Source organism: Roseovarius litoreus, assembly GCF_900142765.1.
In the GTDB taxonomy this organism is placed as follows: domain Bacteria; phylum Pseudomonadota; class Alphaproteobacteria; order Rhodobacterales; family Rhodobacteraceae; genus Roseovarius; species Roseovarius litoreus.
This window is the reverse complement of record NZ_FRCB01000003.1, coordinates 322,551-347,989: the sequence shown is the minus strand read 5'-3', so window position 1 is coordinate 347,989 and position 25,439 is coordinate 322,551. Positions and strand designations below refer to the sequence as shown.

Genomic DNA, 25,439 nt, shown 5'->3' with positions numbered 1-25,439 from the left:
TTGTCTTACCCTGCAATCAAGGACGTTTTGCCGTCGGGTTTACCACCATTTTTCAGGCTTTGCCACAAAGCCTGCCGCCTGTTCGAGCGCATAGGCCGTATTCAGCAGATCGCCCTCTTCCCACGGGCGCCCGATGAGCTGCAGCCCAAGGGGCAGCCCCTTGGCATCGATGCCGGCCGGCACGGCGATTCCGGGCAAGCCGGCAAGGTTCACGGTCACGGTAAAGACATCGTTGAGATACATCTGCACCGGATCGGCATTGGCCATTTCGCCCAGTCCGAACGCCGCCGAGGGCGTGGCAGGTGTCAGGATGGCATCGACACCCGCATCGAAAACCTGTTCGAAATCGCGCTTGATCAGGGTGCGGACCTTGCGGGCGCGGTTGTAGTAGGCATCGTAGAAACCAGCCGAGAGCACATAGGTGCCGACCATGACACGGCGCTTGACCTCGTCACCGAAGCCCTCGGCACGGGTTTTCTCGTACATCTCGGTAATGCCGTCGCCCTGTTCCAGCCGCGCGCGGTGTCCGTAGCGCACACCATCATAGCGCGCGAGGTTCGAAGACGCTTCGGCAGGGGCAATCACGTAATAAGCGGGCAACGCATATTTCGTGTGCGGAAGAGAGATATCGCGGATCTCGGCCCCGGCATCTTTCAGCATCGCGCTGCCATCTGCCCAAAGCTTTTCGATCTCGGCAGGCATCCCGTCCATGCGGTATTCGCGAGGAATGCCGATCACCTTGCCCTTGATGTCGCCGGTCAGCATGGCTTCGAAATCCGGCACCGGGATATCGGCGCTGGTGGAATCCTTGGGGTCATGGCCGCACATCGTCTGCAGCATGATGGCGGAATCGCGCACCGTCTTGGTCATCGGTCCTGCCTGATCGAGCGACGAGGCGAAAGCCACGATGCCCCACCGCGAACACCGCCCATAGGTAGGCTTGATCCCGGTGATGCCGGTGAAGGCTGCAGGCTGGCGGATCGAGCCGCCGGTATCGGTGCCGGTGGCTGCAAGACACAGATCGGCGGCCACCGCAGCGGCCGACCCTCCGGACGAGCCGCCCGGGGTCAGCTGCCGGTCGTCCACTTTCCAGGGGTTCACCGCATTGCCGTAGACCGATGTTTCATTGGACGAGCCCATGGCGAACTCGTCCATGTTCAGCTTGCCCAGCATCACGGCACCCGCATCGAACAGGTTTTGCGTGACGGTGGATTCATATTCCGGGCGGAACCCTTCAAGGATCGCGCTTGCCGCCTGGCTCGGAACGCCGCGGGTGCAGAAAAGGTCCTTGATGCCCAAGGGAATGCCGCACAGGGACGGCGCATCGCCGGCCTTGATCCGCACATCGGCAGCACGGGCCTGTTCGCGCGCCAGATCCGAGGTGTCATGCACAAAGGCGTTGAGCGCGCCCGCGCCTTCGATTTCGGTCAGACATGCCTCGGTCAATTCGAGGCTGGTCACATCCCCTTTGCGCAGCGCGTCGCGGGCTTCGGCAATCGTCAGTTTGTTCAGATCAGTCATCACTCGACCACCTTCGGCACGGCAAAGAACCCCTCGCGGGCATCGGGCGCGTTGGACAGAACCTTGTCGACCATGCCGCCTTCGGTCACCACGTCCTCGCGACGTTTGAGCCGCATCGGCGTGACGCTGGTCATCGGTTCGATCCCGTCCACGTCCACCTCGTTCAACTGCTCGATAAAGCCCAGGATGTCATTGAACTCCTGCGCCAATGCCGGCAGGGCGTCGTCTTCCACGCGGATGCGGGCCAGCTTGGCCACCTTGGCGGCGGTATCCTTGTCGATCGACATGCATCAATCTCCGTTTTTCAGTCGCCCAAGCCTTTAGCGCCGGGGCAGAGGCGGTGCAAGCATATGGCGGCGGTAAACCTCGATCATCCAGCCCAGCATCACCGCGTTGAGCAAATGCCAGCCGAAATGCGTCCCGAAGGGCAGGATATCGCAGACCACCTGATCAAGACTGCGGAACATCAACGAGACCACCAACAGCCCCGCGCCGATCAACAGACCCCGCGCCGTGTCCGGCGCCCGCGACCGCAAGGCCAGACCATAGCCCGCGATCAGCAAGGGCAGCGGCAAATAGCTGGCCGACACGCCGATGAGCGGGATGACCGCCAGCACCGGGATCAGCGCCACCGACAGCGCGATGGCGACCCCTACCCCGAAGACCGACGCCAGCCGCCCCTTGCGCCAGAATGCGCGGTTCGCGGCATAGATATAGACCAGCACGAACGCCATGATCGGCAGCACATCGGCCAGCGCCGACCAGACCTGCGCATGTGTGTGAAACAGGAACGACCCAAGCCCGATCGCGGCCAGGATAACCACCAGCACGCGCGCCAGCGGCAGCGGTGCATTCCCCAACCTGCGCCACATGATGAGCGCAACCAACAAAAACGCGGCATTGGTCACGGCATTGATCGGCTCGCCCCAATAGCCGGGGTCCAGACGTTCGCAATAGCCGTCAATGTGGCGCGTCCACTCCATGGGGCTTTTCTCCGGCAGCGGGATGGGTAGTGTGAGGGCAACAGATAGGGAGAGATACATGAAAATCACATGGCTTGGACATGCGTCATTCCGGCTCGAGATCGGAGGTCTGGTTCTTCTGATCGATCCATGGCTGACCGGCAATCCGATGCTGGAGCCGGAGCAGCACAAACCCGCCATCGAAGGGGCGACCCATATCCTGCTGACCCATGCGCATTTCGATCACGCGGGCGATCTGCCACGTCTGGCCAAAGAGCTTGGCGTGCCGGTCGTCGGGCAATACGATCTGATGTCCTATTGGGAAGAAACCGAAGGGATCGAGACCGTGGGCTTCAACAAGGGCGGCACGGTGGATCTGGGTGGTGCGATGGTGACGATGGTGCACGCGGTGCATTCAAGCTCGATGGGCGGCGGCACCGGCGGACCCAATGTACCCGGCACCGAATGCGGGTACATGATCGCCGGTGAAGGACATACGATCTATGTCTCGGGCGATACGGATGTGATGGCCGACATGAAGGTGTTCAACGATCTGCACGCGCCCGATATCGGCATTCTCTGTGCCGGGGGGCATTTCACGATGGACATGCGCCGTGCGGCCTATGCGGCGAAAACCTTCTTTGATTTCAAGACGGTAATTCCCTGTCACTACAAGACCTTCCCGATCCTCGAACAATCCGCCGAGACGCTCATCAAGGCGCTGCCGGATGTCGATGTGATCGAGCCGCAGGTCATGACCCCGATCGAGATCTGACCCTCCTGCCCCGGTCTCAGAGGTCGGGGCGCGCGCCGCCCTCGCGCCGGTCGCGGAAAAAGGCCTTGAGTAGGGCTTCGGCCTCGGCTGCGGCGATGCCATCGTAGATCTCGGGGACATGGTGGCACTGCGGGTGCGAGAACACCCGCGCACCATGCGCCACGCCCCCCGACTTGGGATCGGACGCGCCATAGTAAAGCCGCGCGATGCGGGCCGCGGATATGGCAGTGGCGCACATCGCACAAGGCTCGAGCGTGACGTAAAGAGCGTACCCGGGCAGTCTTTCGCTGCCCTCAGCGGCGCAGGCCTCGCGGATGACAAGGATCTCGGCATGGGCGGTGGGATCGCTGAGTTCGCGGGTGCGGTTGCCGGCGCGCGCCACGACCCGACCCTTAGGATCCACCAGAACGGCGCCCACAGGCACCTCGCCGCGAGCGGCGGCGGCGCGGGCTTCGGCAAGGGCCGCGTCCATATGGCTTGCAAAACTCATGCAGGTGTCTTGCCCCGCACTCGGCGCTTTCGCAAGGCCCGGCTTTGCGCTAAGCCCTGCGCCATGACAGAGAACACGCATAAAGGCGACCGGATCGCCAAGGTGATCGCGCGGGCCGGGCTGGCCAGTCGCCGCGAGGCGGAGCGCATGATCGAGGCGGGGCGGGTTACGGTCAATGGAAAGAAGATCGACCGGGCGGCGCTGAATGTGACGGACAAGGACCGGATCGCGGTGGATGGCCGCGATCTGCGCGCGCCGGAACCGCAGAGGCTGTGGCTCTATCACAAGCCGACAGGGTTGGTGACGACCAACAAGGACGAACAGGGCCGACCGACGATCTTTGACGAGCTGCCCGAGGACCTGCCGCGGGTGATGAGCGTGGGCCGGCTGGACATCAATTCCGAAGGGCTGTTGCTGCTGACCAATGATGGCGGACTCAAGCGCAAGCTGGAGCTGCCCTCGACCGGATGGCTGCGCCGCTACCGGGTGCGCGTCAATGGCAGGCCGACCGACGATACCTTTGCACCGCTACGCCAAGGCCTTGTTATCGATGGAGAAAAATTCCAGCCAATGATCGTGACGCTGGACCGCCAACAAGGCGCCAACGCCTGGGTCACGGTGGGGATCCGCGAAGGGCGCAACCGCGAGGTGCGCCGCGCGATGGAGGCTGTGGGGCTGAGTGTCAACCGGCTGATCCGGGTGTCCTATGGGCCGTTCCAGCTGGGCACGCTGAAGCCCGGGGCGGTCGAGGAGATCCGGCCACGGATCCTGCGCGATCAGCTGGGCGAAAAGTCCGAGGACGCGCCGAAGAAACCCGGCAAGCCGGCACCGAAACGGACGCGGCGGCGGAGCTGAGCCGCGAATCAGCCTCAACCCCCTGTATTAACGGCAAAAACCGCAATCGGCATAACGTCGGTATAACGTCGGTATCGCGTCGGTGCGGCCTCGGTAAATCGGCCGGATTAACACGGCGCGCGGTGCAGTCGGTACAAAAGAAGACGCGTTTCGTACCAAACCTGACCGGAAATCCGCGGCGTCAGACAGCCGTCGGCGCGCTCCAGCTTTTGCGGTAGGCGCGGGGCGACATGCCGAACCGTTTGCGGAACCGCGTGGCCATTTGCGAGGCGCTGTTGAAACCGGTGGCGGCGGCGATCTCGGCGACGCTGAGGTCGGTTTCATTCAGAAGCGCATGGGCGCGCGAAATCCGCAGGTCGATATAGAACTGCGCAGGCGTCGTGCCGACATGCGCCGCAAAGAGCCGTTCAAGCTGTCGCCGCGAAATGCCGAGTTGCCCGGCGAGCACCGTCATTTCCAGCGGCGTCTCGAGAGTTTCGTTCATCAGGCGCATGGCTGCGATGAGATGCGGATTGCGGCTTCCCAAGGCGAAGGAATACGCGGATTTCTGCTTGGTCTGCTGCAGGTTCGAGCGGAAATGCAGGCACATGTCGGCCACGATCGTCGCCAGATCGGGGCCGTGATGGGTTTCGATCAGATCGAGCATCAGGTCGGTCGCCGCACTCCCGCCGCCGCAGGTGATCAGGCCACGGTCGTTTTCATAAAGCGCGCCGGTGGGCTCGAGCCCGAAAAACCGTTCGACAAAGGCGGGCTGATTTTCCCAATGCAGGGTGAAGCGGCGATTGTCGAGAAGCCCTGCCTCGGCCAGAGCGAAGGCGCCTGTACAGATGCCGCCCAGCCTTGCGCCGAAGGTGTGCTGACGGCGAATCCAGCGGATGATGCGCGGGCTTGTGGTTTCGGTCGGCTCGATGCCCGCGCAGACGAAGGCCATCGCATCGCGCGGCACATCTGTCAGGCCGCTATCGGGGGTGATGTTGACCCCACAGGAACAGGTGACCGGTCCGCCATCGCCGGTCATGACATACCAGCGGTAAAGTTCGCGCCCCGCCACCTGATTGGCCACGCGCAGCGGTTCGAGCGCCGAGGTGAAGGCGAGCAGCGTCAGTTTCGGTAGCAACAGGAAATACACGTCCCGAGGCGGTCCGTCATAGGCCACGCGAAAACTGGCGGCGCCCTTGGGAACAAAGGAACGTGACGTCATGGTGTCTTTTAAAGCGTTTCGCGAAAAACATGAATCCCATATTTTCGCGAAATGCGGTGCTCCGTTCCATCGTTGTACGCGTTCCGCCTTCAGCTGAAGCCTCAGGTCAAAGGCGGAACGCTTTAACATCGCAGGTGAGCGGCTGTAAGATGCAAGCAGAACGGGCCGGATCGGTTTTGCGACAGGGTGGCAAGGACCGGCACAGGTGTCAGATACTGCAATCTTACCCCTAGCAAGCTGCGAATGCATCGCCTAAGTTCTTTCTGTCTTTAGGGGGTGAGCGTGCTGATGTCCGATACCGGTTTGCAGAAACTGGCTTTTTTCGTGCTTGTGCTGCTGATCCTCTACGCGGCTGTGGCAGGGGGCGGCTGATGTCACGTCGCTATGGCGGAAAATTCAGCCCCGACGGGCCGACAGGCACGGCACAGGATCGAGCTGGGGCCACGGATCGCGGCAGCTATCAGGGCGCGAAACGCACCAAGGCGGGCGGGCGCGTCAACCTGCTGTTTCTGGCGCCCTTGCCGCTGATCTGGCAGGCCTTTACCGCATCACCGGTGGTCATGGCGCAGTATCTGGCGTCGCTGGGGCTTTTGCTGTTGGCGGCGTGGCTCACCCGCGAGGGCATTCTGGCGCAGGAAGCCTATGAGGCGCGCAAGGTCGCGCGCCGCCCTGCGGTGCCGCGCAAGATGCTGGCCTCCGCGATCACGGGCGCAGGTCTGGTGATGGCAGGGATCGCCGGGCACGGCTTTGTCGAGGCGATCATTCTGGGCGGGCTTGGCGTGGTGCTGCATGCGTTTTCCTTCGGGCTGGACCCGCTGAAGGACAAGGGCATGGACGGGGTGGACCTGTTCCAGACCGACCGTGTGGCGCGCGCCGTGGACGAGGCGGAAAAGCATCTGGCCGCCATGTCCGATGCGATCAAGCGCGCCGGAGACCGGGCGCTGGAGGCGCGCGTCGAGCGGTTTCAGGCCACCGCGCGGCGCCTGTTTCGCACGGTCGAGGAAGACCCAAGGGACCTGACGGCGGCGCGGCGGTTCCTGTCGGTCTATTTGCTGGGCGCACGCGATGCGACGGCCAAGTTCGCCGATCTTTACGCCCGCAACCGCGATCAGGGGGCCAAGGCGGATTTCACCGCGCTGCTGGATGATCTTGAGGGAAATTTCGCCGCGCGCACCGAAAAGCTGCTGCTGGATGACCGGAGCGATCTGGATATCGAGATCGAAGTGCTGCGCGACCGTTTGAACCGTGAGGGCATCCGCCCGCAACCTGACACCGAGTAAGGGGAACGCCATGTCAGATACCACCCGTCAGAAAGCCGAGGCCGCATTGGCCGAGGTCGAGGAAGTGAGCCGCACCATTTTGCCGGAACCGTCGGATGCCAACGCGATCGTCCCGCTGGAGACCGCAGAACCCGCCATTGCGGGCGAGATTCGCAAGCGCATGGGCGAGATCGACATGGGCGACACCAATTCGATCGTGTCGTTCGGGTCGGCCGCGCAGGCGGAGTTGCAGGAAATCAGTCAATCCATGCTGACCGGTGTGCGCAACAAGGATGTCGGCCCGGCAGGCGACAGTCTGCGCGGGATCGTCACCACGATCCGGGGCTTTTCGGTCAGTGAGCTGGATGTGCGCCGCGAGCGCAGCTGGTGGGAGAAACTGCTGGGCCGGGCCGCGCCCTTTGCCAAGTTCACCGCCAAGTTCGAGATGGTCCAGTCGCAGATCGACAAGATCACCGACGATCTGCTGCGTCATGAGCATACGCTTTTGAAGGACATCAAGTCGCTCGATCTGCTTTATGAAAAGACGCTGCAATTCTATGACGAGCTGGCGCTGTATATCGCGGCGGGCGAGGAGAAGCTCAAGGAGCTGGACGATCAAGTGATCCCGGCCAAGGAGGCCGAGGTTGCGGCTGCGCCCGAGAACGATCAGGTGATCCGCGCCCAGGAGCTGCGCGATCTGCGCGCCGCCAGGGACGATCTGGAACGGCGGGTGCATGATCTCAAGCTGACGCGGCAGGTGACGATGCAGTCGCTGCCCTCGATCCGGCTGGTGCAGGAGAACGACAAGAGCCTGGTGACCAAGATCAACTCGACCCTGGTGAACACCGTGCCGCTGTGGGAGACGCAGCTGGCGCAGGCGGTGACGATCCAGCGGTCGGCCGAGGCGGCGGCGGCGGTGCGCGATGCCAATGACCTGACGAACGAGCTGTTGACCGCGAATGCCGCCAACCTGCGCGAGAGCAACCGGATGATCCGGCAGGAAATGGAGCGCGGCGTGTTCGATATCGAGGCGGTGAAGAAGGCGAATGCCGATCTGATCGGCACGATCGAGGAAAGCCTGCAGATCGCCGACGAAGGCAAGGCCAAGCGGGCGGCGGCGGAAGAGGAGCTCAAGAAGATGGAGGCCGAGCTGCGCGACACGCTGGCCGCCGCCCGGTCGCGGCGCGACGGGGTGGGCGATACGTCCGGCACCGCGGTTCCCAAAGGCTGAGGGCACAGGTGGGCGGCAAGGGCTTCAGGCGGGCGATGACGGCGGGGCTGGCGGTGCTGGCCCTGTCGGGCTGCGTAACGCAACCCAAGGCGCCGGACACGCCACCGCAGGCACGCCCTGCGGAGCTGGTGCCGGCCGCCCCCGAGCCACCACAAGGCCCGAGCGAGGCAAGCCGCAACCTCAGCCGCTATTACGCGGCGGTGCAGGCCGATCTGTTGGCGCAGGGGCTTTTGCGCACGGATGGTGGGGGCATCGACACGCCCTATACCGACACCGACGTGATGCGTAATTTCGAGCGCATCGCGTTTTACGACGAATACGAGCGCAACGCCGGGTTCCGCCGCGCGAGCGATACCGCCGTGGGGCTGCGCAAATGGGACCGACCCGTGCGCATGTCCGTCGAGTTCGGCGCAGGTGTTCCCCAGGCGCAGCGCAGCTTCGACGAACGCATGGTGCGCGACTATGCCGACCGGCTGGCGGATATCACCGGGCATCCGATTTCAATGGCGCCGCGCAACCCCAATTTCCACGTTCTGTTCATGTCCGAGGGCGACCGCGATGAGGCCATCGCGCGCATCCGGCAGATCGTGCCGGATATCAATGCCGCCACGCTGACGCTGTTCCGGACGCTGCCACGCTCGATCCATTGTCTGGTGATCGCGTTTTCGGGCAGCGAGAGCGATCACACCTACCGGCGGGCAATCGCCTTCATCCGCTCCGAGCATCCCGACCTGATGCGCCGGTCCTGCGTGCATGAAGAGCTGGCGCAGGGGCTGGGGCTGGCCAATGACAGCCCGCGGGCGCGGCCCTCGATCTTCAATGACGATGACGAATTCGCGCTGCTGACCCGCCATGACGAAGAATTGCTGAAGCTGCTCTACCACCCTGCCCTGACGCCGGGAATGACCCCGGATCAGGCCCGCCCGATCGTCGCCCGCCTTCTGGGCCAGCAAGCCGGGCCGATGTGAGCCAAAAGGAGAGTATGAAGATGGGTATTCTGGATTTCCTGTCCGGCCAGTTCATCGACGTGATCCACTGGACCGACAACACCCGCGATACGATGGTCTGGCGGTTCGAGCGCGAGGGCCACGAGATCAAATACGGCGCCAAGCTGACGGTGCGCGAGGGTCAGGCGGCGGTGTTCGTCCATGAGGGCCAGCTGGCGGATGTGTTCACACCGGGGCTGTATATGCTCGAAACCAACAACATGCCGATCCTGACCTCGCTCAATCACTGGGATCACGGGTTCCGCTCGCCGTTCAAGTCCGAGATCTATTTCGTCAATACCACCCGGTTCGGTGATCTGAAATGGGGCACCAAGAACCCGATCATGATGCGCGATCCCGAGTTCGGCCCCACCCGTCTGCGGGCCTTCGGCACCTATGCGGTGAAGGTCAGCGATCCGGCGCGGTTTTTGTCCGAGATCGTCGGCACCGACGGCGAATTCACCATGGACGAGATCAGCTTCCAGATCCGCAATATCATCGTGCAGTCGTTTTCGCGGATCATCGCCGGATCGGGCATACCGGTTCTCGACATGGCCGCCAATACCCGCGATCTGGGCAAGCTGGTGGCGACCGAAATCTCGAAGATCGTCGCCGAATACGGGCTGAGCATTCCGGAATTCTATATCGAGAACATCTCGTTGCCACCCGCCGTAGAGGAGGCGCTGGACAAGCGCACCTCGGCGGGTTTGGCCGGGGATCTGGGCCGGTTCACGCAGTATTCGGCCGCCGAAGCGATGACAGCGGCGGCCAAGAACCCGTCGGGCGGCGGCGGGATCGGCGCAGGTCTTGGCATGGGCATGGGCATGGCCATGGCGCAGAACCTTGCCAGCCAGGGCCCGTGGGGCGCGGCACCGGCTTCAGCGCAGCACGCCGCAGCGCCGCCCCCGCCTCCGCCTCCGCCGGTCGAGCATATCTGGCATATCGCCGAGCAGGGTCAGACGCATGGTCCCTATTCCAAGGCCGATATGGGGCGCATGGCGGGCGAGCAGAAACTGACCCGCGAAACCCATGTCTGGACCGCAGGGCAGGACGGCTGGAAACGTGCCGAGGATGTGCCGGAACTGGCGCAGCTCTTCACCATCCTGCCGCCGCCCCCGCCGGAGGCCTGACGCGCGAAAGGAGACCCAGCCATGAGACGCCGCGCGACCATCGTGCTGCATTGGAGCACCGCCGCGCTGCTCTTGTTCGTGCTGGCCGCCGGTCCGGGTGAGGTGGCGCTGCTGGACTGGGGGTATGCCCTGTCGGCGGCGGCGATGGCGGGGCTGGCGGCTGTCTTTGGCGTGATGAACGGGCCGGGGCCGAAGCTTGAAGGCGCGTTTCGCGCGGCCCATCCGTGGATGAGCCGGGGGCTTTACCTGTTGCTGGCGTGGTCGGCGGTGAGCCTTGCTGCACTGCGGTTGGGGCGCCCCCTGCCCGGTCCCGAAGCGCGGGAGGTGTTGCTGGTGCTGCTGGCGGCGGCGATGATCCATGCCGTCTTCAACCTTTGGCGTCACACGGCGCTTGGCGATGGCGCGCTGCGGCGGATCAGCCCATCGCTGTTTCACAAGATCCTCTGAGGCCGCAGGGAATGACCGTGCAAGACCAGACCGCCCCCCTGCAGGAACACCGCTTTCCCTGCGAGCAATGCGGGGCCGATTACCGGTTCGATCCCGGCGCCGGGCGGCTGATCTGCGATCATTGCGGCCATGCCGACGACATCGCGCAGCCCGGCCCATGGGCCAGCCCCATCGAGGAGCTGGATTTCGACCGCGCGCTGAGGGCCGATCTGCCCGAACAGGAGATCGAGGTAACCCGCGTCGTCAGCTGCCCCAATTGCGCAGCACAGGTCGAGTTCGACGAAAGGCTGCACGCCGCCGAATGCCCGTTCTGCGCAACGCCCGTGGTCACCGATACCGGCACCCATCGCCATATCAAGCCCAAGGCGCTGTTGCCCTTCGCACTGGACGAGGCGGCGGCGCACAAGGCGATGACCGATTGGCTGGGCAGCTTGTGGTTCGCGCCGAACGGCCTGCAGGCCTATGCGCGCAAGGGGCGAAAAATGCAGGGCATCTACGTGCCCTACTGGACCTTCGACGCCGATACCAAATCCACCTATACCGGCGAGCGCGGCACGGTCTATTACGAGACAAACATGGTCGTGCGCAACGGCAAGAACCAGTCGGTGCAGGTGGCCAAGGTACGCTGGAGACCGGCCTCGGGGCGGGTGGCGCGGTTGTTCGACGATGTGCTGGTGCTGGCCTCGCGCAGCCTGCCCAAGAAGTTCACCGATGATCTGGAGCCATGGGACCTTGCGGCGCTGGAGCCGTATAACCCCGAGTACCTGGCCGGGTTCCGGGCCGAAGGCTATGCGGTGGATCTGGAGGAGGGCTATGCCAAGGCGCGCGCCAAGATGGATGCCGCGATCGCGCGCGATGTGCGGTTCGATATCGGCGGAGACCGGCAGCGCATCCACGAGATCCGCACGCATGTGTCGGATGTGACCTTCAAGCATGTGCTGCTGCCGGTCTGGCTTGCGGCCTACAAGTATCGGGGCGAGACCTATCGCTTTGTCGTCAACGGGCGCACGGGCCGGGTGCAGGGGGAACGGCCCTGGTCGGCATGGAAGATCGCGCTCCTGCTGGCGGCGATGCTGCTGGTGGCGGGGGCGCTGGAATACTTTGAAATTCTGGATACGGGGGCTTTCTGATGGATGATGCGTTCGACACCTTCCAAGGGCTTCTGAGCGCGCGCTATTCGTGCCGCGCCTTTCGGCCCGATCCGGTGCCTGGCGAAGTGATCGCCCGGATCGTGCAGGCGGCGGGGCGGGCGCCGTCGTGGTGCAATGCGCAGCCATGGCAGGTCACGGTGACGCAAGGCGCGCAGACCGACGCATTCCGGCAGGCCCTGTTGGAGGTGGCTGCGTCACAGGCCCCTGCCCCGGACCTGCCCTGGCCCGAGAGCTATCCCGGCGCCCATGGCGAGCGGCGGCGGACCTGTGGCTATCAGCTCTACGAGGCGGTGGGGATCGCCCGCGACGACCGCGACGCCCGTACCGCGCAATCGATGCGCAATTTCGCGCTGTTCGATGCGCCGCATGTGGCGATCGTGCATTCGGAGGCCGCCCTTGGGGCTTACGGCGCGATGGATACCGGGGGGTTCGTCACGGCCTTCATGCTGGCGGCGCGGGCGCTTGGGGTGGACACGATCGCGCAGGCTTCGGTCGCGGCGCATGCGCCGATGATCCGGGCGCATTTCGGCCTGCCCGAGACGCGGCTGATCCTGTGTGCGATCTCGTTCGGGTATGGCGATGCGGATCATCCCGCCAACGGCTTTCGCACCGAGCGCGCGGGGCTGGAAGATATCCTCGATCTGCGCGGCTGAGCGCGGGGGCGTCAGCCCCGGTTGATCGCGATCTTGCGCGCCGCGCCGCCGGAGGCGGTGCGCTTGGGCACTGAAAGCGTCAGCACGCCATCCTTGAGATCCGCCGCGATCTTGTCGCCATCGGCATCCGCGGGCAGGCGAAAGGTGCGGCTGAAGGCGCCGTATTGACGTTCGGAGAAAAACCACGTGTCGCCCTTTTCCTCGCGCGCATGGGTCTTTTCGCCTTTGATGGTCACCACGCCGTCATGCACGGAGATGTCGATATCCTCGTCCGACACACCGGGCAGCTCCATCGTGATCCGGTAGGCCGCGTCATCGGCGGAGGCATCGGAGGCGGGCGAGAGCCAATCGGCCACGCGCTGTCCAAGATGGCGCAGCGGCTCGTAAAGCGAGGGCCAAGCGCCGGATGTCTGTGATTTCTCAACCATGTGAAAGGCTCCTTCTGGCAATCTGCAGCGATGTGCAGCGATGTGACGACACAGTCAGACCTAGCGCCCATATCGCAGCCGCGCGTTGATCGGCATCAAGACCCGGGGGCTTGCGGGCGCGGCGTGTTTGGCCCAAGGATGGCATCCCAGCCCCATGAAGGAGACCGCCCATGCGCGCCCTGTTGCAACGTGTCAGCCATGCCTCGGTCACCGTGGAGGGCGAAGTGGTGGGCCAGACGGGTCCGGGACTGTTGATCCTGATCTGCGCCATGCAGGGCGACGCAGAGGCGCAGGCCGACCACTTGGCCGCCAAGATCGCCAAGCTGAGGATCTTCACCGACCAGGCGGGCAAGATGAACCTCTCGGTGCGCGATATGGGAGGCAGCGCGCTGGTGGTGAGCCAGTTCACGCTGGCCGCCGACACGAGCCGGGGCAACAGGCCGGGGTTTTCCACCGCCGCTCCACCCGAAGAGGGCCGCAGGCTTTACGAGTATTTCGCCAAGGCACTGGAGGCCCAGGGCGTGCCGGTGGAAACCGGGCGGTTCGGCGCGGACATGAAAGTCGCGTTGCTGAATGACGGGCCGGTGACGATCTGGATGGAAAGCTGAGAGAGGCCGGTCACGGCTCGCGAAGGGCTTCGCGGGACTTGTAGAGCGGTTTGAGCAGGTATTGGAGCACCGTTTTCTGACCGGTGTGCAACTCGACCTGCGCCTGCATGCCGGGGCGAATTTCGATGCCGGACTGGCGCGGCGTCAGGTTCTGGGTGTCGACGCGCAAGGTCACCTTGTAATGCGGGTCACCATCCGGCGCGCGGGCGTTTTCATCCTTGAACGTATCCGCCGAGATGAAATCCACCGTGCCTTTCAACGTGCCGAAGATGGTGAAATCATAGGCCGTGAGCTTGATCGTCGCCTCTTGGCCGCGGCGCAGATTGGCGATGTTTTCAGGCGCGACACGAGCTTCCACAAAGAGTTCCTCGTCCAGCGGAATGATCTCGAGGATCTGCTCGCCGGGGCGCACGACGCCGCCGATGGTGGTCACGCCGACTGTATTGACTACACCGCGCATCGGGCTTGTCAGCACGGTGCGGTTCAACTGATCGAGGCTGGATTTGAGGTTCTGCCGCAGGGTCGCCAATTCCTTGAGCGTGTCGGAATAGGCCTCGGCGCGCTCAAGTTCGGTTTGGGTGACGATCTCATCATAGCGCTTTTCGGCGTCGGCATGCTCTTTGCGGGTGCGGGTCACCTCGATCAGGGCGACGACGTTCTTTTTCAGAAGGTTTTCCATCAGCGCGCGTTCCTCGGCGGCCTGCGCGAGGATCTTGCGCGCGCCATCGCTGCGCTTGGTGAAATCGGTCTGACGGGCATTGAGCAGCACCCGTTCGGAGGCCACGATTTGCGGGCTGCGGGTGGCCAGCTCTTCGGGCACGGTGAAATCGAACTGACCGGCCAGTTCGGCCTCGAGCCGGAGGCGACGGATTTCAAGCGCGGTGATCTGATCGCGCAGCTCTTCGACCGAGGATTTGAACTGCGTGCCATGCAGACGCGCCAGAACATCGCCGCGTTCCACGATATCGCCCGCGTTGACCAGCAGCTCTGACAGGATGCCGCCTTCGAGATTCTGGATGATCTGGGGGCGCGACGACGAGATGAATTCGCCATCGGCGCGCACGATCTCATCGACCGAGGCCAGAGCGGACCAGATCAGAACCAGAAGGAAGCTCGCCGCGCAGAGCCATATCGTCAGGCTCGAGCCGCGCAGCCGGGCGCCGAATTGCGAGGAGAGATCGGTGGTTTGCGTTGCCATGCCCTAGCCCCCTGCCCCGGCGCGCTGCGCGAGATGCGCCAACACCTGATCGCGCGGGCCATCGACGGCCATGCGCCCGTTTTGCAGCAGCATGGTGCGGTTGGTCAGTTGCAGGATCGGCACGCGATGTGTGGCGATCACGGCGGTCCGATGCTCGAGCCAGCCCTCCAGCCGGCTGACCAGCGTGCGTTCCAGCGTCTGATCGAGGGCGGCTGTGGGTTCGTCCAGAAGGCAGATCGCCGGGTCCTGCAACCACAGACGCGCCCAGCCGATCGACTGGCGTTGTCCCTGGCTCAGCCCCTGACCGCCATCGCGGATTTCCAGATCGAGCCCCTTGGGATGGGATTTCACATAAGGACCTAGCCCGGCGAAATCGAGTGCGGCCAGAAGCCTGTCATCATCGCTTTCCAGAAGCGTCAGGTTCAGGTTTTCGCGCAAGGAGCCGGTGAAGAGCCGCACATCCTGCCCAAGATAGCCGACAAGCCGGCGCAGATCCCGAGGCTCGAGCTGGGACATTTCGGCGCCGTCGATCAGCAGGCGCCCGCTTGTGGGCGCGTAAAGGCCCGAGAGAAGTTTGAGCAATGTGGATTTGCCCGACCCGTTGGCCCCCAGAAGGGCCAGTTTTTGCCCCGGCTGGATGACAAGCGCCGGAATATCGACCACCGGCGCCATGTCGGCATCGTAGGTGAATTTCACCTCGCGCAGCTCGAACCCGCCGGTCAGCCGTTCGCGGCGCAGATAGGTCCGGTCGGGCGCGCTGTCCTGCGGGGCGCTGACGATCGCATCGAGCCCTTCGAGTGCGGATTTTACATTGCCCCACCGCGCCATGGTACCGGCAAGCTGTGTGAGGGGCGCCAGTGTGCGGCTGGTCAGGATGCTGATCGCGATGATCGATCCCACGGTGAATTCCCCCGCAAACACCAGATAGGTGCCGAAGATCACCGCGGCGATATAGGTGACCTGCTGGATGCCCTGGCTCCAGAATGTGAGCACCGAGGCAAGTTGGCGCTGTTCGCTGGATTTGAGCGCCTGAAGCGCGGTCAGCTCGGTCCAGACGCGGCGGAAGCGGTCCTCGGCGCGCTGTGTCTTGAGGGTGTCGAGCTCGAAGATCGCCTCGTGCAGGAGGCGCGAGGATTTTGCCGAAGCGCCCTGGGTTTCCTGCGTCAGGCGGATCATCTTGCGCTGCAGGAAGATGCCCGGCAGCACCATAAGGATCCCGCCGAGGATCAGCACCCAGACGACATTGCCGCCGATCGAGGCGACGAGCAGGAGAAAGACGAAGATGAAAGGCACATCGGCCAAAGTGCCGATGGTGGAGGCGGTGAAAAACTCACGCACCGAGCCGAATTCGCGCATGGCGCTGAACAACTGGCTGGGCGCCTGCCCCGCCTGTTCCGAGCGCATCCCGAGAATGCGGTTCATCAGAAGGGTCTGGACGTTCATCTCGATCTGGCGGCCTGCGCCGTCCATCAGCCGGGCGCGCGCGATCTTGAGCAGCGACTCCATGGTCAGCGCCAGCAGCGCACCGCCCGCGAGCACCCAGAGCGTCGCCTCGGATTGATGCGGGATCACCCGGTCATAGACCTGCAGCGCGAAGAGCGCCACGGCGACCGCCAGGAGATTGGCCACGAAAGAGCCGAGGATCACCTCGCCCATGGCGCGGCGGCAGTCTGCGAATTGCCCCCAGAACCAATGCGCACGGGGGCCGTCCTTGAGATGGGTGCCGGCCAGCCGGTCGAGCGGCACCTCGGCGCGGATGGTCAGCCCGGTGAAGACCGGCGCGAATTCGTCAAGCGAGACGGTGGCGCGGTTGTCGGGGCATGTCTTGTCGTAGATCACCAGATCGCTGCCCGCGCGCTCGAGCACGAGGATGAACTGCCCGTCGGTCATCCGCGCCAGCGCAGGCCATGCCCCTGCATCCGAGAGATCGCTCGGGGCCACGCGGACCTCGAAGCCCGCCGCCTTGAGACCGGCCGCCAGCATCGTCTGCGGCGCGGCACGCTCGGCGGGGGGAAGGGTGGTGAGCGTATCGGCGATGTCGCGGCGGGTGCAGGGCTGGCCGATGCAGGCGGAATAGACAGCGATCAGTTCGGCGAGGCGGCGAACGGCCTGAGCCGGTTGCGGCGCTTGGGCCACGGCGCGCGGGGGCGCGTCGCAATTCGACACTTGCGCGGCGTCAGCCGGGGGCACGGCGCGGATGGTCCAGTTTACCGGGCGCACGGTCACAGGCGGTTTCCTTCGGCAAGAACACCCAGATGCTCGGCGATCTGAAGCTGGGTTTCGAGGCGTTCGTATTTCAGATCGAGCGTCGCGGCCTGCCGGGCGGCGAAGGTCTCGTAGACGCCGACCACATCCATGACCTGTCGCTGACCGGCCTTGTACTGGCTCTGGAAGAGATCGAGATTGGCCTTGGCGCGGCTGGCCAGGGCGGTCGCTTCATCCACTTGTCGCGTCAGGGCGGAAAGGCGGTTCTGCAACCGGGCGGTGCGGCGCTGCGCGTCCTCCTCGGCCTGACCCACGCGGGCGGCGGCGGCCTCTTGCGTGGCCTTGATCGCGTTCAGGCTGTCGCCAGTGCCAAGCCCGAGAAGCTGATCGGACGACACGTTGAGCCCGATGCCCGAGCCATTGTCGCCAAGCGTTCCACCGGCGGTGAGCCCCGGCAGAAGACCGCCGCGTTCGACCTGTGCGCTGGCGATATCGCGGCTTTTCTCGGCCTCGGCCCGCAGCACTTCGATGGGGCGTACATCGCCGCTTGCCCGCGACAGATCCGCAAGCCCCGTGACATCATCGAGCGGGCGGGTGGACATGGCGTTGAGTTCGGCCAGTGCCGTGGCCTCGGCTTCGGATTGCGCGGCAAGGGTGGCGCGGATCTCGGCCAGTTTCTGACGCAGGACATGAAGATCTGAACCGTCCGAGATGCCGCCCGAGACGCGCTCGGACATCACCCATTCGAAATGCTCCATGTCCTTGAGGGTCCGCTCTTCCAGCACCCGGCGCTCGCGCGCCTTCATGGCGGTGAGATAAAGGCTCAGGGCGGTTCGGATCCGGGCGTTGGTATCCTCGGCCAGCGTGACGGCGGCGACCTCGACATCGGCTTTGGCGAAGGCGCGTTCGGCCTTCTTGCGGCCATTGTCGAAGAGCACCTGTTCCACGACCAGTTGCGCGATCACGTCGCTGAGGCTGGTGAGGCTGATATTGGGTCCGATCTTGGGCAGCCAGTTCTTGGAGGCGGCCCGCGCCCTGAGCCGTGCGCTGCGCAATTCGGCCTCGGCGGGGCGGCTGTTGGCGGCCAGAACCGGATCGACGATCTTGGCATAGGGACTGCCCGGGGGGATGACGCTGCGCCGCGCCTGCAATGCGCTGATGACGGGCGAGGCTGCGGCTTCGGCGCGGGCGGCTTCATCGGCATCACCCGGAGCGCCGAGACCCGACAGACCGCCCATGAAGCGAGATGTCTCGCCGGTCGTTCCGTCGCCGCCTGCGTCGGGTGACATGCACCCGCTCAGCGTCAGCGCGGCAATCATGCACGCGCCCCACCGCTGGATTCCGTCCCTTTGCCCCATCACTGCCCCTTGATCGGTAGCTTTTTATGGTTGGTGGCGCGCACGGGGACAAAGCCCGCGCGCGCCAAGGTCTTGTCCGTCAGGTCACGATGTCGATCTTTTCGTCGACGATGATCGTGGCATCCTGACCAAGCGTGTAGATATCGTATCCCTGCGGCTCGAGCGCGCCGCCATTGACCTTTTGCGCCCCGGTGATGATCACCGTGTCGTCCGTCCCACCTTCGATTTGCAGCGTGTCGGAATTGTCCGACAGCGCCCGAAGCTGTTCTTCGGTGATGGTCAACTGGCTGCGATCGGCAAAGCGCAGATCGACCGTCTCGATCTGGAAATCGGCCAGGTTGGGATTGGCGAGATTCACGGTCGAGGTATTGACCTCGTCCAGCACCAGATAGGTGCTGGAGGTGTTCTGCGCGGCATCGGTCGTGGTGACCACCAGTTGCGAGCCGTCGGGGATGGATTGCGCCTGCCCCGACTGGTTGAGGAAGAAGTGATCCGTCTCACCGAGGAAGGCGTTTTCATCCGCATAGAGCGCCATTTCATTGACGCTGCCATCGGCGCCGACCTGATGCACCGAGACCGGATCATCCCCTGTTTCGGTGGTGATATAGCGATATCCACCGCCCTGCCGGAAATATCCCACGATTTCGGCTTCGCCGGGGGCGACCATGTCGATCGTCACCGATCCGGGGATCGTGTCCACGTTGCCCGCGGGATCGGTCACGGTGATCGTCGCCTGCGCCGTGGTTTCCGTGCGCGGCACATCGCCTTGCGGGATCGTCAGCGTCCAGTCGCCATTGGCGTCGCTGGAGGTGCGGTAGGTCCGGCCGAAGATCTCGATGCGCAGTTGGGAATTGGCCTCGGCGGTGCCGGTCATCTCCAACCCGCCTTGCGCTGCGGCGATATTGGCCACGCCGTTGATGGCGCCGGTCGTCGGGCCCTGGGCCACGTCCAGAACAACGGTGTCGATGAAGATCGTTTCGGTCAGTTCCGAGACGTTGCCCACGGGATCCTCGACCGACACGGTCAGGGTGCCCGGGCGCTGCCCCGGCGGGATCGCGTTGGGGCCGAAGCGCACGGTCCAGTTGCCGTCACCGTCCACGACCGCCTGTCGGCTGACGCCGTCGATATCCACCCAGACGATCGAGCCCGGCTCGATCGTGCCGGAGATGTCGAACCCGCTGCGCACGATTTCGGCGTTCAGAACATTGCGCCCATCCGTGGTGGTGGCGAATTGCGGCGGCGTCAGTTGCAGATCATCAACACGGGTATCGACCAGCAGCGTGCGGCTGACCGTGTCGCTGTTGCCGTAAGGATCGGTGATCGTCGCCGACACGACGGGATTGTGCCGACCCGGTGTGAGATCCTGCATGTCGTACCGCTGCTGCCAGATACCGGCGCTATTGGCCCGAACGGTGAATTCCACCCCGTCAAGATCCACCACCACATTGGCGAAGGGATCCGCCGTGCCTGACACAATCACACCGTTCTGATAGGCGGTGGCGTTGATCACGCCTTGCGTGCCGATCGCGTCGCCATTCAGCGTCAGGGTGCCCGCCTCGGTATCGACCGAGATACTGCGCGTGATCGAGCGCACGTTGTTCGCGCCATCCGTCGCGGTGATGGTCACGTCTTCCTGATAGGTGCCGGGCGGAATCTGCGCCCCCGAAAACTCGGCGCTCCAATTGCCAGACGCATCGAGATCGGCGGTCACGACGGCGCCCATGAAACGCAGAACGACCGAGTTCGAGTTGGGCTCTACCGTGCCGTTGAGAGAAAAGCCGCCCGAGATCTCGGACCCGCTGATCATGCCGTCCTGACCGCCGGGCGTACCCTCCTGCGTGAGGTCGCGCACTTCGAGATCGACGCGGATCGTCTCGGAGGCGCGGCTGACATTGCCTGCGGCATCCTGCGTGACGGCGGTGATGGTGGCATCGAACTGCGTGTCGGGCAGCGCGAAGGGATCGAACTCGGCCCGCCAGGTGCCGCTCGCACCGGCGGGAACATGCTGTGTCTGACCATGCATCGATACGGTGACCGTGGTTCCCGGCTCGGAGGTGCCGGTGACGATCAGCCCTTCGTTGCGGGCGATATCGCCGTTGAGCACGCCGCGATTGCCCACGGCACTGGCGTTGATGGTCAGGCCGGGATGGATCGTGTCGATCGAGATCGTCTCGGTCAGGGTGGTCGTGTTGCCCGCGCTGTCCGAAGCGACGATGGTCACAACCTCGTCGTAGTCGCCATCGGGAAGCTGGCCGGGCTGGAAGGACACGGTCCAGTCGCCGTTCTGGTCCACAACGGTCGAGCCGGTGACGGTGCCGATGGTCACGGTGATGGTGGCCCCCACCTCGCCCGTACCGGAAATATCGACATTGTCATCGTAATCCGCAGCATTGACCACGTGACCCGAGGACATGAGCCCGTCGGTCACGGCGGCATCGGGGGGCGTCGTGTCGATGATGATCACCGGCCCGTCCAACACGGTTGCGGTGCCGCCCGGCTCGTTCACGGTCACGGTCACGCCGTGATCGCCATCGGGCGGGAAATTCGGACCCGCGAACTCGGTCTGCCATGTGCCGTCCGGGTTGGCGATTGTTTCAACGGTCTTGCCGCCGATCTCGACCACCACGGTCGAGCCGGGTTCGGCGCGACCCGTAATGGTGATCGTGCCGTTTTCCGCGCCATCCCCACCGATCGAGATCGGCCCTTGTTCGTTGACCATCGGCTCGATCCGCGGCGGCGTGTCGGCAGGCGCGCCGCCACCACCGGGAACGCCGCCGGGAATGCCGCCGCCGCCCGAACCGCCACCGCCAACGCCCGTCGCAAGACCAGCCGCCACGGCCGTGGCCGCAAGGCCCGCAGCCCCCGCCCCGGCACCGCCCAGAAGACCGGCGCCGCCCAGAAGGCCCGCGCCCAGCATCGACACGGTTTCTTCGCCGGCTTCACCTGCGGGTGCGGCGACTTCTGCGCTGTCGAGGAAGATCAGATCGTCCGACGGACTCCATTTGCCCCAGATCTCGGTCGGACCGTATTGGGCGTAAAGCGCGCCCTGCTGGCCCTCGATCAAGGTGACTTCGTTGAGGTAGCCATCGGCGCTGATGAAGAGCCGCGACTGGGGCGTCCCTGCCGCGTTGAAATACCCGTCGAGAACGATGACCCGGCCATCCGCCAGGGTGATCTCGAGCGCGGGGCCGTCGCGGCGATAGGTTTCAATTTCAAATTGTCTAAGGTTCAGGGAGATTTCCTGTCCGTTGCCGACAGGAATGATCGTGACATCCGCGTCATTTCCGACATCGCCACGAACCAGGGGTCCCGTATTCGAACGGGTCACGTAACCAATACTCATAACCGCACCACTCTACCTCAAGTGAAGCCCCGTCTTGATGCGGGGTCATATTCATATCTTAAGTGTCTACTATTTTCCTTGCTCAACTTCTAGTCATTTTTTTGAAACAACCCCAAAATAGCACGTCCGAGGGCAGATATCGTGGGTCTCGGAAGAGCTTTTCGCGATGCCCTGATCCTTGGCACAGGCCAGATCGCACGCCCGCCAAAGGGGCAGCACGGCCTTTGCAGGCTGAGAAATCACCAGATTTGGGTTGACGCATAGCAAGCATACCAACACAGTCTCGCAGGTTTTCAGACATTTCCACGAGGCCGAAGTGAGCACACAATTCTCCGACACCGTTGCGCTTTTGGGCGATCTTATCGCCTTTCCCACAGTCTCGGAATTCAGCAACCTGGACATGATCGCCTATCTGGCGCACCGGCTGGAAAGCGAAGGCGCCAAGGTAGACATCTTCCACGACGAAATCGGCCATAAAGCCAATCTTTTCGCCACGATAGGACCCGAAGTTGATGGGGGCATCGTGTTGTCGGGCCATTCGGATGTGGTGCCCGTGGATGAGCAGGACTGGGCCAGCTACCCGTTCGAGATGACCGAACATGAAGGGCTTCTTTATGGGCGTGGGACCTGCGACATGAAGGGGTTCATCGCGGCCGCGGTGGCGATGGCGCCCTATTTCGCCGAGCGGGTGCGGGACCGGCCGATCCATTTCGCCTTCACCTATGACGAAGAGGTGGGATGCCTTGGTGGACAGGCACTGGTGGAAAGTCTCAAGCAGCGCGGCATTCGCCCGGGCGTGGCGATCATCGGCGAACCGACCTCGATGCGGATCATCGAAGGGCATAAGGGCTGCTATGAATATACCACGCATTTTCATGGGCTTGCGGGCCATGGCTCATCCCCGGATCGGGGCGTGAACGCGGTGGAATACGCGGTGCGCTATGTCAGCCGCCTGCTGGAACTGAAGGACGAATTGCGCAGCCGGGCGCCCGCGACAAGCCGGTTTGACCCGCCCTGGACGACGATCAACACCGGCAGCTTGTCGGGCGGTGTGGCGCATAACGTGATTGCGTCGATCGCCAAGCTGGAATGGGAGATGCGCCCGGTGCAGGCCGAGGACGCGCAATATGTGAAGGACAGCCTGCGGGAGTATTGCAATGACGTGCTGCTTCCGGCGATGCGCGCGGTCTGTCCCGATGCCTCGATCATCACCGAGGTGATCGGCGAGGTGGAGGGGCTGGAACCCGCAGATGTCAATGAAGCCAAGGACATACTGATGGAACTGACCGGGGCGAACACCGCCGATCTCGTGCCCTTCGGGACCGAGGCGGGGTTGTTTCAGAGCTATGGGATGTCGGCGGTGGTCTGTGGGCCGGGGTCGATCGAGCAGGCGCACAAGCCGGACGAGTTCGTATCGCTGGATCAGTTGCAGCAATGCGTCGACATGCTGGGCCGTCTGGGCGACAAGCTGGCGGCGTAATATGCCGCCAGATCAAGGGCTTGGCGTCAATTCTTCACGAAGGTGAGGTAATGGGGCCGGCGCCCTTCGCGCAGGGCTTTTTGCTCGTAACGTGTTGAAATCCAATCATTCCACGGCTCCCGCCAATCGGCGGGACGCTCGGCCTGCCATGTGAAGCCATGGCGCGGCACCTCTTCGAGGGTCTGGCGCACATAGTCGGGAATATCCGTGGCGACACGGAAAATAGCGCCTGATTTCAATACCCTGGACAAAGGCTCAAGATATCCTGGCGTCACGAAACGGCGCCTGTGGTGGCGCTTCTTGGGCCAGGGGTCGGGATAGAGCAGAAAGGCGCGGGAGACGGAATTCTCGGGCAGAACATCGAACATATCGCGGACATCGCCGGGGTGAACCGCTATATTTTGTGCGCCACTGTCGCGGATCTTGCCCAGAAGCATGGCCACGCCGTTGATATAAGGCTCGCAGCCGATCAGACCGATCCCGGGATTGTGGACGGCCTGATGCACCATGTGTTCGCCACCGCCGAAACCGATCTCGAGCCAGATGTCCCGATCCCCGAAAAGAGATTTCAGATCAAGGGGTTCTCGGTCGGGGTTCACGTCCCAATCGACCGGTCCGGGAGAGAGTTTCGCCAGATCCTCGTCAAGATAGGTCTGTTGCGACGGGCGCAGACCCTTGCCCTTGAAGCGGCCATAGAAATTGCGCCACGGGGCGCCTGAGGGGTGATTTTCGGTGCTCATGGGGACCAGATGCACCAGATCGGGGGCGGGCTGCAAGCCCCCTCACGGAGCGAGGGCGATGTGTAGGGTTTGTACGAAACCTACACGCGTTCAGGACGAAACCGGGGGCAAAAGAAAGGAGTTGTGTCCATGTTGGACACAACTCCGGTTTTGGGCCGCGTAAACGGGTCGGATCAGACGGCTTTTTTCAGCGCGTCGACCAGATCGGTTTTTTCCCAGCTGAAGCCGCCATCGCCATCGGGCTCGCGCCCGAAATGGCCGTAAGCGGCGGTGCGCTGGTAGATCGGCTTGTTCAGCTGCAGCTTGTCGCGGATGCCGCGCGGGGTCAGGTCCATGACCTTGGCGACGGCCTCTTCGATCTTGGCGGGCGGCACTTCGCCGGTGCCGTGGGTGTCCACGTAGATTGACAGCGGACGGGCCACGCCGATCGCATAGGAGAGCTGCAGGGTGCAGCGTTCGGCCATGCCGGCAGCGACCACGTTCTTGGCGAGATAGCGCGCGGCATAAGCGGCCGAGCGGTCCACCTTGGTCGGGTCCTTGCCGGAAAACGCGCCGCCACCATGCGGAGCGGCCCCGCCATAGGTGTCGACGATGATCTTGCGGCCGGTGAGGCCAGCGTCGCCGTCAGGGCCGCCGATCACGAAGGTGCCGGTCGGGTTGACCCACCATTCGGTGCGGGCGGTGATCCATTCGGCGGGCAGAACCTCGCGGATATAGGGCTCGACGATGGCGCGGATGTCGTCGCTCGTCTGGGCTTCGCTTTCGTGCTGGGTCGAGAGCACGATCTGCGTGACTTCGACCGGCTTGCCGTTTTCGTAGCGCAGCGAGAGCTGGCTTTTGGCATCGGGGCGCAGCGAGGGTTCGACGCCGGATTTGCGCACCTCGGCCAGCCGGCGCAGGATCGCGTGGCTGAACTGGATCGGGGCGGGCATGAGCGCGTCGGTCTCGTTGGTGGCGTAGCCGAACATGATACCCTGGTCGCCTGCGCCTTCGTCACCGCGTTCGCCGGTCACGCCCTGGGCGATATGGGCGGATTGCTCGTGCAGAAGGTTGGTGATCTCGCAGGTTTCCCAGTGGAACTTGTCCTGCTCGTATCCGATGTCCCGGATGCAAGCCCGAGCGATGTCTTCGATCCGGTCCATGTAGACGCGCAGGCGGTCCTGATCCTGAAGTCCGACCTCGCCGCCGATGACGACGCGGTTGGTGGTGGCGAAGGTTTCCGCAGCCACGCGGGCGTTGGGCTCCTCGGCCAGGAAAGCATCGAGGATGGCGTCCGAAATCCGGTCACAGACCTTATCGGGATGCCCCTCCGAAACGGATTCGGAGGTAAAGATGTAATTGTCACGGGACATGATGAGAGTGCTCCATTGTATGTCAGCCGTCACGCCAGGAAGCCGTTGTGACGGGTGCGTCAGTGG

Annotated in this window: 23 protein-coding genes and 1 riboswitch; of the genes, 11 read left to right on the top strand and 12 right to left on the bottom strand. The window is 63.9% G+C overall.

Annotation, left to right across the window (positions count from 1 at the left end; genetic code table 11):
- Nucleotides 1-39 precede the first annotated feature (39 nt).
- Genes gatA through F3H35_RS08030 form a run of 3 tightly spaced genes read right to left on the bottom strand, consistent with a single transcriptional unit; the run spans nt 40 to nt 2,504 of the window.
- Nucleotides 40-1,521: an Asp-tRNA(Asn)/Glu-tRNA(Gln) amidotransferase subunit GatA gene (gatA, locus tag F3H35_RS08040; protein ID WP_149779092.1), complete on the bottom strand. Its 1,482-nt coding sequence runs from the start codon at nt 1,519-1,521 to the stop codon at nt 40-42.
- Nucleotides 1,521-1,808: an Asp-tRNA(Asn)/Glu-tRNA(Gln) amidotransferase subunit GatC gene (gatC, locus tag F3H35_RS08035; RefSeq protein ID WP_149779091.1), complete on the bottom strand. Its 288-nt coding sequence runs from the start codon at nt 1,806-1,808 to the stop codon at nt 1,521-1,523. Before gatC ends, gatA begins: the two co-directional genes overlap by 1 nt.
- A 33-nt stretch (nt 1,809-1,841) precedes the next feature.
- The gene (locus tag F3H35_RS08030; protein WP_149779090.1) at nt 1,842-2,504 is read right to left on the bottom strand and encodes a ceramidase domain-containing protein; all 663 of its coding nucleotides are present in this window, start codon (nt 2,502-2,504) and stop codon (nt 1,842-1,844) included.
- A gap of 58 nt (nt 2,505-2,562) precedes the next feature.
- On the opposite strand from F3H35_RS08030, the gene F3H35_RS08025 reads away from it, so the two are divergent.
- A complete protein-coding gene (locus tag F3H35_RS08025) occupies nt 2,563-3,258 on the top strand; it encodes a metal-dependent hydrolase (RefSeq protein WP_149779089.1) in 696 nt (231 codons plus the stop codon).
- Between the two features lie 16 nt (nt 3,259-3,274).
- Here the strand turns inward: F3H35_RS08025 and F3H35_RS08020 are convergent, their stop codons facing one another.
- Complete coding sequence (locus F3H35_RS08020; protein ID WP_149779088.1) at nt 3,275-3,748, bottom strand: nucleoside deaminase; 474 nt, start codon at nt 3,746-3,748, stop codon at nt 3,275-3,277.
- A gap of 63 nt (nt 3,749-3,811) precedes the next feature.
- Between F3H35_RS08020 and F3H35_RS08015 the strand changes: the two genes are divergently transcribed.
- The gene (locus F3H35_RS08015) at nt 3,812-4,603 is read left to right on the top strand and encodes a pseudouridine synthase (RefSeq protein ID WP_149779087.1); all 792 of its coding nucleotides are present in this window, start codon (nt 3,812-3,814) and stop codon (nt 4,601-4,603) included.
- Between the two features lie 181 nt (nt 4,604-4,784).
- Here the strand turns inward: F3H35_RS08015 and F3H35_RS08010 are convergent, their stop codons facing one another.
- A complete protein-coding gene (locus F3H35_RS08010) occupies nt 4,785-5,804 on the bottom strand; it encodes a GlxA family transcriptional regulator (protein WP_149779086.1) in 1,020 nt (339 codons plus the stop codon).
- Nucleotides 5,805-6,175: 371 nt separating this feature from the next.
- Here F3H35_RS08010 and F3H35_RS08005 point away from each other — a divergent pair, with 371 nt between their 5' ends.
- Genes F3H35_RS08005 through F3H35_RS07975 form a run of 7 tightly spaced genes read left to right on the top strand, consistent with a single transcriptional unit; the run spans nt 6,176 to nt 12,661 of the window.
- Nucleotides 6,176-7,084, top strand: a complete 909-nt coding sequence (locus F3H35_RS08005) for a 5-bromo-4-chloroindolyl phosphate hydrolysis family protein (RefSeq protein WP_149779085.1) — start codon at nt 6,176-6,178, stop codon at nt 7,082-7,084.
- A 10-nt stretch (nt 7,085-7,094) separates the two neighbouring features.
- Complete coding sequence (locus F3H35_RS08000) at nt 7,095-8,294, top strand: toxic anion resistance protein (protein WP_149779084.1); 1,200 nt, start codon at nt 7,095-7,097, stop codon at nt 8,292-8,294.
- 35 nt (nt 8,295-8,329) lie between these two features.
- Entirely contained in the window at nt 8,330-9,262 is a 933-nt protein-coding gene (locus F3H35_RS07995) for a DUF2927 domain-containing protein (protein WP_223228352.1), read from the top strand.
- Between the two features lie 20 nt (nt 9,263-9,282).
- Nucleotides 9,283-10,410, top strand: coding sequence for an SPFH domain-containing protein (locus F3H35_RS07990; protein ID WP_149779082.1), 1,128 nt, complete (start codon nt 9,283-9,285; stop codon nt 10,408-10,410).
- A 21-nt stretch (nt 10,411-10,431) separates the two neighbouring features.
- Entirely contained in the window at nt 10,432-10,857 is a 426-nt protein-coding gene (locus tag F3H35_RS07985; RefSeq protein ID WP_149779081.1) for a hypothetical protein, read from the top strand.
- Between the two features lie 11 nt (nt 10,858-10,868).
- A complete protein-coding gene (locus F3H35_RS07980) occupies nt 10,869-11,987 on the top strand; it encodes a TFIIB-type zinc finger domain-containing protein (protein WP_149779080.1) in 1,119 nt (372 codons plus the stop codon).
- Complete coding sequence (locus F3H35_RS07975) at nt 11,987-12,661, top strand: nitroreductase (protein WP_149779079.1); 675 nt, start codon at nt 11,987-11,989, stop codon at nt 12,659-12,661. Before F3H35_RS07980 ends, F3H35_RS07975 begins: the two co-directional genes overlap by 1 nt.
- A gap of 11 nt (nt 12,662-12,672) precedes the next feature.
- Here F3H35_RS07975 and F3H35_RS07970 read toward each other — a convergent pair whose 3' ends face one another.
- Nucleotides 12,673-13,089 carry an Hsp20/alpha crystallin family protein gene (locus F3H35_RS07970; protein ID WP_149779078.1) on the bottom strand — a complete coding sequence of 139 codons (417 nt, stop codon included), beginning with the start codon at nt 13,087-13,089 and terminating at the stop codon, nt 12,673-12,675.
- A 170-nt stretch (nt 13,090-13,259) separates the two neighbouring features.
- Here F3H35_RS07970 and dtd point away from each other — a divergent pair, with 170 nt between their 5' ends.
- Nucleotides 13,260-13,697, top strand: coding sequence for a D-aminoacyl-tRNA deacylase (dtd, locus tag F3H35_RS07965; RefSeq protein ID WP_149779077.1), 438 nt, complete (start codon nt 13,260-13,262; stop codon nt 13,695-13,697).
- A 10-nt stretch (nt 13,698-13,707) separates the two neighbouring features.
- Here the strand turns inward: dtd and F3H35_RS07960 are convergent, their stop codons facing one another.
- From F3H35_RS07960 to F3H35_RS07945, 4 genes are all read right to left on the bottom strand, one after another.
- Nucleotides 13,708-14,895, bottom strand: coding sequence for an HlyD family efflux transporter periplasmic adaptor subunit (locus F3H35_RS07960; RefSeq protein ID WP_149779076.1), 1,188 nt, complete (start codon nt 14,893-14,895; stop codon nt 13,708-13,710).
- Between the two features lie 3 nt (nt 14,896-14,898).
- Nucleotides 14,899-17,121: an ATP-binding cassette domain-containing protein gene (locus F3H35_RS07955; RefSeq protein ID WP_149779075.1), complete on the bottom strand. Its 2,223-nt coding sequence runs from the start codon at nt 17,119-17,121 to the stop codon at nt 14,899-14,901.
- Entirely contained in the window at nt 17,118-18,389 is a 1,272-nt protein-coding gene (locus F3H35_RS07950; RefSeq protein ID WP_223228351.1) for a TolC family protein, read from the bottom strand. Before F3H35_RS07950 ends, F3H35_RS07955 begins: the two co-directional genes overlap by 4 nt.
- Before the next feature lie 148 nt (nt 18,390-18,537).
- Nucleotides 18,538-21,786 carry an Ig-like domain-containing protein gene (locus F3H35_RS07945; protein ID WP_149779073.1) on the bottom strand — a complete coding sequence of 1,083 codons (3,249 nt, stop codon included), beginning with the start codon at nt 21,784-21,786 and terminating at the stop codon, nt 18,538-18,540.
- A 331-nt stretch (nt 21,787-22,117) separates the two neighbouring features.
- On the opposite strand from F3H35_RS07945, the gene argE reads away from it, so the two are divergent.
- Nucleotides 22,118-23,281 (top strand): acetylornithine deacetylase, encoded by a 1,164-nt coding sequence (gene argE, locus F3H35_RS07940; RefSeq protein WP_149779072.1) that lies wholly within the window; start codon nt 22,118-22,120, stop codon nt 23,279-23,281.
- Between the two features lie 26 nt (nt 23,282-23,307).
- Here argE and trmB read toward each other — a convergent pair whose 3' ends face one another.
- On the bottom strand, nt 23,308-24,021 hold the full coding sequence (gene trmB / locus F3H35_RS07935; RefSeq protein WP_149779071.1) for a tRNA (guanine(46)-N(7))-methyltransferase TrmB: 714 nt from the start codon (nt 24,019-24,021) through the stop codon (nt 23,308-23,310).
- Nucleotides 24,022-24,194: 173 nt separating this feature from the next.
- Nucleotides 24,195-25,373: a methionine adenosyltransferase gene (metK, locus tag F3H35_RS07930; protein WP_149779070.1), complete on the bottom strand. Its 1,179-nt coding sequence runs from the start codon at nt 25,371-25,373 to the stop codon at nt 24,195-24,197.
- An 8-nt stretch (nt 25,374-25,381) separates the two neighbouring features.
- A riboswitch (SAM-SAH riboswitch) is annotated at nt 25,382-25,430 on the bottom strand.
- Nucleotides 25,431-25,439 lie beyond the last annotated feature (9 nt).